The sequence below is a fragment of the Terriglobales bacterium genome, from assembly GCA_035454605.1.
Taxonomy (GTDB): Bacteria; Acidobacteriota; Terriglobia; order Terriglobales; family Acidobacteriaceae; genus DATMAB01.
Genome location: DATIGQ010000058.1, coordinates 1 through 10816 on the forward strand (window position 1 = coordinate 1; position 10816 = coordinate 10816).

The following is a 10816-nucleotide window of genomic DNA, read 5'->3' on the forward strand; positions in this document are numbered from 1 at the left end:
CGGTTCCAAACCGTCACCTCGTGCCCGGCCTTCACCAGGTTGGCGGCCATGGGTCGCCCCATGATGCCCATTCCAATGAATGCAATGCGCATGATTCCTCCTCCGGAAATCGAACGCACGATTACAAAGGAGCGCGGCCCCCCGGTCAAGGCCCGTCGGGTTCCACACGATCTCGACGGTGCCCCGTATGACCCGCGTGAGCCAACCTGAAGAGGTCAATTCTGTATCTCGCGGCGTCGGTTCTCCGCCGCAGCTCGTTCATAAAGAGTCCCGCAGGGACGAAGTATCGTAGCCCAGCGCTTCAGCGCTGGGACCGCTGCACGTACGGGACGAAGTCCCTTAGGGACGACGCCCTCTCAAAGAACCCGTGGCGCCACCATGGGGAAAAGCGGTAGGCTACTGGCATGTCTGGTCCTGCAAGGTGTTCCTTCTGCAAAAAGTCAGCGGAGGAACTTGAGTGTGCCATCGCCGCACCTGACAACGATGCCTTCATCTGCCCTGAGTGTATCCGTGTCTGCGCTTCAATCCTAACGAAGAACGGCCAAGATGTACCGCCAATCCCTGGGGAGCGCTTCATTGCTCGCCTGTTCAGAAAACTCGGTCCTACCCGGATTCACAAAATGCCTAATCGCTAGGCTGCGTGAGCTACCCGAGGCTTGCTTCCCCCTCGTCCCTCAACCTCGCTTTCCTGTATCATTCGCTATCCGGCCTCTGGGGTCGCATCGCCGGCGGGGCCGCGAGCATCTGTACTTATGATGGACGTTCCTTTGCGCCGCCGGGCGCGCAACTTCACGCGCCTCATCCGCCACTCGGCGGTTACGCCGCGCACCGGCCACACTCACCGCCCCATCCTGGCTCGCAACGGCGAGCTGGCCATGACCTTCATCGGTCACTCTGCCTTCTTCGTCCAGCTCGCCCACCAGAACCTGATGCTGGACCCCAACTTTGCCCGCTGGCTGTTCGTGCTCAAGCGCCTGCGCCGTCCCGGCCTGCGCGTCCCTGACCTGCCGCCCATCGACGCCGTGCTGGTCACGCACGCTCATTTCGACCACCTGCATCGGCCGTCGCTTCGCGCTATCGCGCGCGCCACCCGCCGCCTCACCGGGACCGCGCCGGCCATCATTGTGCCCCGCGACGTCCGCGATCTGGTGTACCGCCTCGGGTTCCGCGAAATCATCGAAATGGATTGGTGGGAGACCCACCGCCTGGGCGGCGTCGAGATCACCCACGTGCCCTCCCGCCACTGGGGCGCCCGCGTCCTCACTGACATGCACCGCGGGTACGGCGGCTACGTCCTCCGCCATGGCCGCCAATCCATCTACCATGCCGGCGATACCGCCTACTTCGAAGGCTTCCGCGAGATCGGCCGCCGCTTGCGTCCCGATCTGGCCCTGCTTCCTATCGGCGCCTACGATCCGCCCAGCTTCCGCGCCGTTCACACCAGTCCGGCCGACGCCGTCCAGGCGTTTCTCGACCTGGGTTCGCGCTGGATGGTGCCCATGCACTACGGCAGCTTCCGCCTCTCCCACGAGCCTTTCCACCAGCCCCTGGAATACCTCGCCGCCGAAGCCCGCCGCCACGGCGTCCATGACCGGGTCGTGGTGTTGGAAGAAGGAGTAACTCGTTTCTTCTAGGCGTGGACCGCTTTCCGCTCCGACTGATGCACTGCTTCAATAGGCGATCAACAGCCTCACATCCCTCACATTCGTCCCTGTCGGCCCGGTCACAATCGCGTCCCCCAGCGCTTCCAGCACCGGGTACGCGTCGAAACCCCGCAATGCCGTCTCGATATCCATCCCGCGGGCTCGCGCTCGCGCCAGCGTGGTTCCATCCACCACCGCCCCCGCCGCCGGACTGTTGCCGTCAATGCCGTCCGTCCCGGCGCTCAGCACGGTGATGTTCTGCCCGGCGATCTTGTCCGCGCAATAAAGCGCGAACTGCGCGTTGCGGCCGCCGGTGCCGCTCTTCGGGCCCACCTTCACCGTCACCTCGCCCACCGATACCAGGCAGACTCGCTCCGCCTTCTCCCGCATCTCGCGCACACGTCCCAGCAGGTAGTCGGCGGCGCGCTCGTAGTCCCAGTCGTCCGGCCGGTTGTCCACGTCCACCACGAATCCCTGCCGTGTGGCGCTCACGCCCGCCGCTTCCTGCGCGGTGGTGCTGGAAAGGATCGGCCACCAGCGCGCCCGCCGGAAGGCCTCGTCGCCCGCTTTCGGTGTCTCCTCCAGCGCGTGCTTCTCGAACAGGTAACGCACCGAAAGCGGCAGCTCCGCGAGCAGGCCGTACTGCTGCGCCACGCGATAGCAATCCTCCACCGTCGAGGAATCCGGCATGGTCGGCCCCGAGGCCAGCGCGTCCAGCGCGCCTTCGGGCACGTCCGAGACCAGCACCGACACCTGCTGCGCCGCCGCCGCCGCCCGCGCCATGCGTCCCCCCTTCACCGCGGAAAGATGCTTGCGGATGGCGTTGATCTCCGCGATGGGCGCGCCACAATGCACCAGCGCCCGATAGGTGGCTATCAGGTCATCCAGCGAGATGTCCTCATCGATCGGCTTTTCTACTGCTGCCGACCCGCCCCCGCTGATCATGTAGATCACCAGCGAGCCCAGCCCCTGCGCCTGCAGCGCCCGCAGAATGGCCGTCGCTGCCCGTACCGATTCGGCGTTGGGCACCGGGTGCCCGCCCTCGAAGTAGCGGAAGCCCATCACCTGGGAAGCCGGCGCCGTCGTCCCCACCGCGATCCCTTCCACCAGCCCGCCGACCTCCGCGAACAACCCTTCCGCCATGGCGTGCGCCGCCTTGCCGATCGAGACCACGAACGTGCGTTTGTACGACTCCAGGTTGTAGAGGTCTTCCGCGATGCGCAGCACGCCCCTGCGGCAGCTCACGTGCCGCTCGAACGCCCGCGGGATGGTGCACTGCCCCAGCGTCTCCTGGAAGATCGCCCGCGCCACCGCCCGCATTTCCACCGCCGGCGATTCGTGTTCTGTCTCTTCGTACATGTGCCGGGATTATACGGCTTGGGTGCCCCATGTTAACGCCCTGCTGTTGGGCGGAAACGTGGGAACAGGGCCGTGCGGTTCCTCGCGCAGCCATGGCTCGAACGAGTCCGCCACCAGGCGGACGAGGAACGCGCCACGGCTGCGCTAAACTTCATCAGAGGAGCGCTCCGCGTGACCTGCTGCTGTTCCCCGTTCGCCGACGCCGCCGAACAACAATTCAGCCGGGAGAAGGCCACAAAGGAACTGGCCGACTACCGCCGCAGAGGCGCCGCCCCGACCACGCGTCTGCTCTCGGACGGCGTGGCGCAGGCAGGTCAGCTCGAGGGGATGCTGCTCGATGTCGGCTCCGGCATCGGCGCCTTGACCTTTGAGCTTCTCCGACGCGGCCTCACCCGCGCTGTCGCCGTCGATGCCTCCTCCGCTTACGTCGTGGCTGCCCGCGAAGAAGCGGCGCGCCTCGGCTGCGTCGAGGCCATCCAGTTTGTCCACGGCGATTTCATGGTCGTGGCCAAGGATCTGCCCGCCGCGCCGGTGGTCACGCTCGACCGCGTCGTCTGCTGCTACCCCCTCTACCGGCCGCTCCTGGAAGAGGTCCTGCGGCATACCGGGCGCTGCTTCGCGCTCTCCTACCCCCGCGACCGTTGGTACGTCCGGCTGGGAATGGCGGCGGAAAACGCCGCCCGGCGGCTCGTCGGCAATTCCTTCCGCACCTTCGTACATCCCGCCGATGCCATGGAACAGCTCATCCGCGGCTCCGGCTTCTCCCTGGCCAGCCGCCGCCACACCTGGGTCTGGTCCGTGGACGTGTATGTGAAATGATTTCGACCGGTTTCGCGGTGTGCTCCGCTACCCTTTGGCGGCCCATGCCGTCTATGCCTGAAGCGCATCATGACTCGGACTCTTCTCCTCGCACTGTCTTTCACACTTTCCTTGGGTTTGCTGGCACAAACCGAGGACTCCGCCGCCATGGTCCGCATCCCCGGCGCCACCTTCCAGATGGGCATCGAGGCTGCGAACATCCCTGCCCTTCAGAAGATCTTCGGAATAAACACCGCGCGGCTCTTTCAAGATGAAGTGCCGAAGCATCAGGTCACGCTGGACGACTTTCATCTCGACCGCCACCTGGTGACCAACGCGCAGTTCAAAACCTTCACCGACGCCAATCCCCAATGGCGGCCGGACCGCATCCCGCGCGAATTGGACAACCGCAACTACCTCAAGCACTGGCAGGATCCCGCAACGCTCACCACCAGGGCCGACCATCCGGTGGTAAATGTGAACTGGTATGCGGCTGTCGCCTATTGCCGCTGGGTTGGCAAGCGCCTGCCCACCGAAGCCGAGTGGCAACACGCCGCTCGCGGCGGCCTCAACGCGCTTTTTCCCTGGGGCGATCAGCCCCCGGACGCCACACGCGCGAATTTCTCTGCCACCGGCCTGGGCACTACGTCGCCGGTCGGCAGCTACCCGCCGAATGGATATGGGCTGTTCGACATGGTAGGCAACGTCTGGCAGTTCCTCGCCGATGAATGGCAGCCTTACCCCACTGTGGCGCAAAAGAATCCGGTTGCCGGAGGGAATCTGTTTTCGGAAGGAGCACCGTTCCTTCAGGTGCGCACCCGGCGCGTCGTCCGCGGCGGCAGCTTCGACGGTGCTCCGGTGAACCTATGGGTCGAGTACCGCGACAGCCACCCACCGGACGGCTCGCGCGACTTCGTCGGCTTCCGCTGCGCCAAGTGAGCGAATCACCCCATTCACTCCACCCGAGCGTGCCTCATGTCTGCGCCACGCGTTTCGGCGCAGACGTGGGAACGCAACCTCAACCGGATGCATCTGCTGGTACTCGCGAAACAAGTCCGCTTCCAGGCGGACGAGGAACGCGCCACGGCTGCGCTAGTCAACCGGTAGGTTCATCTTTTTCAGGAAGGGGGCATAGCGCGGGTCCCGCTCGATGTTTCTCAATAGCGGGTCGCCTTTTAGCTGCGTGAGACCGCCGTCGCGTTGGGTGTAGGCCCGCTCCAGCCATTCAAAGGCCCGGTCAGCTTCCCCGCGGAAACCATACGCTTGGGCAATTTGGTAGGCAGAAACCGCCTGGTACTTCGCGATCATCTCCGTTAAGGCCGCGTCCGATTCCTTCTTGCGCCCCAAGGCGTGATAGACCAGCGCCCGCCCGAAGAGGCTCCACAAAAGCTCTGGCTCCCGCTCTATCTCGGCCAGTGCCCGCTGAGGATCGGACTGCTCCAGATAGATGCGGCTGAGCAAGTTGTGTGTTAACGGCCGCTCCGGGGTTAGCTCCAGGGCCTTCCTGAAGGCGGCCTCGGCTTCCTCCAGCCGACCGGCATAGTAGGCATCCATACCACGGTAGAAAAAGGCTGGGGCGCTGAGGGGGTCCAGCTCTACGGCTCGGCGGTCCAACGGAAGGGCTTCTTCAAATCGGCCCAGGGTGGCCGCCAGCCCCGCTACGTGCCGCAAAACCGTGGCATTGCCCGGCTCCAGAGCCAGTGCCCGGCGGAAGGAGGCATCCGCTCCCGCCCAGTCCCAGTCGTAGCTCCGCTGGATCTTCCCCATGGCGGCGTGTGCCTCCGCCAGATTGGGATCCAGTTCCAGCGCTCGCTTCACCGCCTCCCGAGCCTTCCCGTAACCTTCCTCCGTTGGAAGGTAACCGGCATCCGCCTGGCGACTGCGTACCTCAGCAAGACCCACCCACCCCGGGGCATAGCTTGGGTCCAGTTTGATGGCTTGCTCGTAGTAGCCCACGGCCTTTTTGAAGGCCTCTTCGCTCCGCCGCCCAAAGAAATACCGCCCTTGCAGGTAGGCGCTGTAGGCTTCCGGATTCGTGTCCCGGGTGGCCGTGGCGGTCTTCCCTCCCAGCAGAGTCACCTTCAGCGATCCCACCACCGCCTGCGCAATCTCGTCCTGCACCGTGAAGATGTCGTCTATCTCTCGGTCGTAGGTTTGTGACCACAAATGAAACCCGTCCGCGGCCTTGATCAACTGCGCCGTAATGCGCACGCGATTGCCTTCCCGGCGCACACTGCCTTCGAGGATGGTGGCCACGTTCAGCTTTTCGCCTACCGTACGCAGGTCCTCGCTCTTCCCTTTGAATTGGAAGGCCGAGGTCCTTGCGGCCACCCGGAGTTCGGGGATTTTGGCCAGGTCATTGAGCAGCTCCTCGGCCAGGCCGTCGGAGAAGTACTCCTGATTCTTCTCCTCGCTCATGTCCACAAAAGGAAGCACCGCAATGGAAGGCGCGATTTTGGCCGACTCCGCAGTCTTCCTGCCGCGTCCCAGCCACATGCCAACGGCCACCGCCAGCACCACCACCGCGACACCGGCTCCGGTCCACAGGGCGCCGCGTCGTGGCTTCCTTGCGGCTGCTGCGGCCACCGAGGAAGACACGTAGCCCGATTCCGTATCCCGCTTCAGCCGCTGCAGATCGCTGCGCAACTCCGAGGCGCTCTGATAACGGAGGTTTCGGTCCTTCTCCATCGCCTTCAGGATGATCCGCTCCAGCTCCGGCGAGAGGTTGGGGTTCAGACGCAGCGGCGGCAGCGCCGGCCTGTGCAGAATGGCATCGATGACTGCCGTCGAGCTCTCACCCTGGAACGGCAAGGTGCCCGTCGCCATCTCGTAGAGTGCGACCCCGACGGAGAAGAGGTCGCTGCGAGCATCCACCTCTTTGCCCAGTGCCTGCTCCGGCGACATGTAGCCCACCGTGCCCATGGGGCTGCCCGGCGTGGTCAGTCGCTCCGGGCCCGTAGCCGTAGCCGTGGCGTCCGTGGCTCCCACCTCTCGCTCCGCGATCTTGGCCAGCCCGAAGTCCAGAACCTTGGCCTGTCCGCGCTTGGTCACGAAGATGTTGGCCGGCTTGATGTCGCGATGCACAATGCCCTGCCCATGCGCCGCATCCAGCGCGTCCCCGATCTGGATTGCCAGGTCCACCAGCACTTCGTTCTCCAGGGGTCGCCCCGCGGCGTGCCCCTTGAGCGTCGTGCCTTCCATGAACTCCATCACGATGAAGGACTGCCCTTCGTGCTCGCCGATTTCGTAGATGGTGCAGATGTTGGGGTGGTTCAAAGCGGATGCGGCACGGGCTTCGCGGCGGAACCGCTCCAGCGAATCGCGGTCCTTGGCCACTTCTTCGGGAAGGAACTTCAGTGCAACGTGGCGGCCCAGGCTGAGGTCCTCGGCTTCATACACCACACCCATCCCGCCTCCGCCCAGCTTCCGCAGCACGCGGTAGTGCGAAATGGTCTGACCGAGGATGCGACAATCCTCCAACCTCGACTCAGCCGCATGTTAGTCGCCACGGCTCGCACAGTCAACGAAGGAGCCCGCGCACGACGCCGTCCTCTTTCCTAGCCAATCCCGCAGTGCCTTCTGTACTTCTCCCAGCCGCCGTCCTGAGCAAGGCAGCGCGAGAATTTCCCACGCAGCCCTGGCTCGAACGAGTCCGCCTTCAGGCAGATGAGGAACGCGGCGGGGCGGCGCCGCATCACGGCCGATGCCCCATATCGGCTGGTACGATGAACTTCCTGCATCGCCACAACCATCTCTGACATCGATTCAAATATGAATTCGCGCGCTCAAGCTCCTGTTGCGAAGAGAACGCTCTGGGCCGGACGCATCCTCAGTGCCATCCCGGTACTGTTCCTGCTCTTTAGCGCCACCATGAAACTGGTCAAGCCGCAGTCGGTCATCGAGGGCTTCGCTCACCTCGGATATCCGGAGAACCTGGCTTTCGGCATCGCCATCCTCGAACTCGCCTGCACGGCCTTGTACGTCATTCGGCGCACCTCGGTTCTGGGCGCAATCCTGCTGACCGCCTTCCTCGGTGGCGCCACTGCCACCCACGTGCGCGTCGGCGATCCCTTTTTCGCGCCGGTGGTCCTCGGCGTGCTGGTCTGGCTGGGGCTGTACCTGCGGGAAGACCGTCTTCGCGCCCTCACCCCGCTCCGAACCTGACCGTCCCCTGCACTTCGTCCTGCCCTTGTGTCCTTCGCGGTGAGGCTTTTGGTCCTGGAGTTTTTTAGTTCACAGATCGCAGATCACAGTTTCTCCACCCACTCCCGCATCGCCTTCTGCACTTCTCCCAGCCGTCCCTCGAAGAAATGGTCCGCTCCTTCGATCAGCACCAACTCCTTCGGCGGCGCCGCCTCTTGCACCACTTTCTCGATCCGCTCCCGCGGGCAGTACTGGTCTTGTGTCCCGCTGAGGAACAGCTTGGGCTTCGAGCAAGCGCGCAGAAACCCGTAACCGTACTCGCGGCCTGCTGCCTCTACGGGCGTGCCCAGCGCGATCATCGCCGTCACCCGCGCATCCGCGCAGGCTACTCGCAACCCTACGCCCGCCCCGAAGGAAAACCCGGCAAACACAATGGGCACGGTGAACTCGCGCTCCAGCCAGTCGAGCGCCGCGCGGACATCGTCAACTTCTCCGCGCCCGTTGTCGTGCTCGCCTTCGCTCCGCCCAGCGCCGCGGAAGTTGAAGCGCAGCACCGGGAATCCGAACTCGTTCAGCGTCTTGGTGGCGTGATAGACCACTTTGTTGTGCATGGTCCCGCCGTACACGGGATGCGGATGGCACACCACGGCCGCGTGCGTGGCGTTCTCATCGCCCGTATTCAGCAGCGCTTCCAGCCGCCCGGCAGGACCCTCGAGAAAAAAGGATCGGATCTCATTAGCCACGGTTTTCGTCCGCAATCGTCAATCGCAACCATCGATCATGAATCGTCGTCAGGATATCAGCGAGCCGCCCGCCGGGCACTGGGTACCCACAGCTCGCCACTCGCCATCAGTGCTGACTGCTGAGTGCTGAGTGCTATTCTTCCCCCATGGACCTCGTCCGCCTCACGCGCCAGCTCGTGGACATCGAGTCCATCACCGGCAACGAAGCTGCTGTGGCGGAGTTCCTTGCCGGCGTGCTCTCCACCTCCGGTTATCACGTGGAGCTGATGCCGGTCGAAGGCCGCCGCTCGAACATCTACGCCACGCCGGCCGAATCGCCGCGTCCACAACTGGTCTTTTCCACCCATCTGGACACGGTCCCGCCCTTCATTTCCTCCTCCGAGGACGAGGAAAAGATCTACGGCCGCGGCGCCTGTGACGCCAAGGGCATCATCGCCGCACAGGTCGCCGCCGCCCAGCGCCTGCGAAGCGAAGGCCATGCCGCCGGCCTGCTCTTTCTGGTCGGCGAAGAGCGTGACAGTCTCGGCGCCCGCGTCGCCAACCAGCGCTCGCCCGGCGTGCGTTTCCTCATCAATGGCGAACCCACGGAAAACAAGGTTGCCGTAGCGTCCAAGGGCACGCTGCGCGTCGAGGTCGTCGCTCGCGGCCGCATGGCTCACTCCGCCTATCCCCACCTGGGCGAATCCGCCACCGAAAAGCTGGTACGTGCGCTCGACCGTCTGCTCGCCATGCCGCTGCCCTCCGACCCGGAGATCGGCTCTACCACTTTCAACATCGGCCTCATCGAAGGCGGCCGCGCCCCCAACGTCATCCCCGACCACGCCTGCGCCCACCTGCTCTACCGGCTCATCGGTCCTGCCGAAGAACTCAAGCAGAACATCGTCGCCGCCGTCGGGGATCTGGCCACGATCGAGTTCGGTCTCGAGATTCCTTTCGTCCGTCTCCACGCCCTGGACGGCATTCCCAGCATGGTGGCCGCTTTCACCACCGACATCCCAGCCCTCACCAACTGGGGCCAGCCCCTTCTGCTTGGCCCCGGCTCCATCCACGTCGCCCACACCGAGGCCGAGTACGTGGAAAAGAAGCAGCTTCACGACGCCGTCAACCTTTACTGCTCTATCGCCCGCCGGCTGCTCGCCTCCGTCTGATCACTCGGCTGCCTTTTCAGCTAGACTGATTCTTCATGGCGTCCGAATCCACCAACGCCCTCTCCGCGGCTTCTTCCTCGTATCTGCGCTCCGCCAGGCATCAGCCCATCCGCTGGCACGAATGGGGACCCGAGGCCTTCGCCGCCGCCCAGCGCGAGAACAAGCCCGTCCTCCTCGACATCGGCGCCGTCTGGTGCCATTGGTGTCACGTGATGGATCGGGAAAGCTACGAGAACCCGAACATTGCGGAAGTCGTGAACGAGCACTTCATCGCGGTCAAGGTAGACCGCGACGAGCGCCCGGACGTGGACAGCCGCTATCAGGCTGCCGTCTCGGCCATCAGCGGGCAGGGCGGCTGGCCGCTGACGGCGTTCCTTACGCCGGACGGGCGGCCGTTCTATGGCGGAACGTACTTCCCGCCCGACGACCAGTACGGGCGCCCTGGGTTCCGGCGCGTGCTGGAAGCCATCGCCGGAGCGTGGCGCGAGAAGCGCGACGACGTGCTGCAGTCGGCGGCCAGCGTGATGACCGCCATCGGCCAGGCCGAAACCTTCACCGGCCGCTCGGCCGAGTTCTCGCCGCGCATCATTGAGAACATTGTGCAGGCGGCGGTGCAGATGTTCGACCTGCGCCACGGCGGCTTCGGGCAGGCGCCCAAGTTCCCGCATCCCGCGGTGATGGACCTCGTCCTCGACCGCTACGCGCGCACCCGCGAAGACTACCTGCGCACGGTTGTCGATACCACGCTGGAGAAGATGGCCCGCGGCGGCGTCTACGACCAACTCGCCGGAGGATTCCATCGTTACTCCGTGGACGAGCGCTGGGTGGTGCCGCATTTCGAGAAGATGTCCTACGACAACTCCGAGCTGCTCAAGAACTACGTCCACGGCTACCAGGCGACCGGCAACGCGTTCTTCGCCGCCGTCGCGCGCGACATCCTGCGCTGGATGGACGAGTGGCTCAGCGACCGCAAGCACGGCGG

At 64.7% G+C, this 10816-nt stretch carries 9 protein-coding genes; 6 read left to right on the top strand and 3 right to left on the bottom strand.

What is annotated here, in order from left to right; all coding sequences use genetic code 11:
- Positions 1 to 752 precede the first annotated feature (752 nt).
- Positions 753 to 1634 carry an MBL fold metallo-hydrolase gene (locus VLE48_03880; protein ID HSA92127.1) on the top strand — a complete coding sequence of 294 codons (882 nt, stop codon included), beginning with the start codon at positions 753 to 755 and terminating at the stop codon, positions 1632 to 1634.
- 36 nt (positions 1635 to 1670) lie between these two features.
- On the opposite strand, the gene VLE48_03885 is transcribed toward VLE48_03880, so the two are convergent.
- Positions 1671 to 3002 carry a DUF4147 domain-containing protein gene (locus tag VLE48_03885; GenBank protein HSA92128.1) on the bottom strand — a complete coding sequence of 444 codons (1332 nt, stop codon included), beginning with the start codon at positions 3000 to 3002 and terminating at the stop codon, positions 1671 to 1673.
- 171 nt (positions 3003 to 3173) lie between these two features.
- Here VLE48_03885 and VLE48_03890 point away from each other — a divergent pair, with 171 nt between their 5' ends.
- A complete protein-coding gene (locus VLE48_03890; GenBank protein HSA92129.1) occupies positions 3174 to 3821 on the top strand; it encodes a class I SAM-dependent methyltransferase in 648 nt (215 codons plus the stop codon).
- Between the two features lie 69 nt (positions 3822 to 3890).
- A complete protein-coding gene (locus tag VLE48_03895) occupies positions 3891 to 4739 on the top strand; it encodes a formylglycine-generating enzyme family protein (GenBank protein ID HSA92130.1) in 849 nt (282 codons plus the stop codon).
- 153 nt (positions 4740 to 4892) lie between these two features.
- On the opposite strand, the gene VLE48_03900 is transcribed toward VLE48_03895, so the two are convergent.
- Positions 4893 to 7280: a protein kinase gene (locus VLE48_03900; protein HSA92131.1), complete on the bottom strand. Its 2388-nt coding sequence runs from the start codon at positions 7278 to 7280 to the stop codon at positions 4893 to 4895.
- Positions 7281 to 7571: 291 nt separating this feature from the next.
- Between VLE48_03900 and VLE48_03905 the strand changes: the two genes are divergently transcribed.
- Entirely contained in the window at positions 7572 to 7964 is a 393-nt protein-coding gene (locus tag VLE48_03905) for a DoxX family protein (GenBank protein HSA92132.1), read from the top strand.
- 83 nt (positions 7965 to 8047) lie between these two features.
- Here VLE48_03905 and VLE48_03910 read toward each other — a convergent pair whose 3' ends face one another.
- Positions 8048 to 8686 carry an alpha/beta fold hydrolase gene (locus tag VLE48_03910; protein ID HSA92133.1) on the bottom strand — a complete coding sequence of 213 codons (639 nt, stop codon included), beginning with the start codon at positions 8684 to 8686 and terminating at the stop codon, positions 8048 to 8050.
- A 146-nt stretch (positions 8687 to 8832) separates the two neighbouring features.
- Here VLE48_03910 and VLE48_03915 point away from each other — a divergent pair, with 146 nt between their 5' ends.
- Positions 8833 to 9834: a M20/M25/M40 family metallo-hydrolase gene (locus VLE48_03915; GenBank protein HSA92134.1), complete on the top strand. Its 1002-nt coding sequence runs from the start codon at positions 8833 to 8835 to the stop codon at positions 9832 to 9834.
- A 35-nt stretch (positions 9835 to 9869) separates the two neighbouring features.
- On the top strand, positions 9870 to 10816 hold a 947-nt coding region (locus VLE48_03920; protein ID HSA92135.1), incomplete at its 3' end, for a DUF255 domain-containing protein.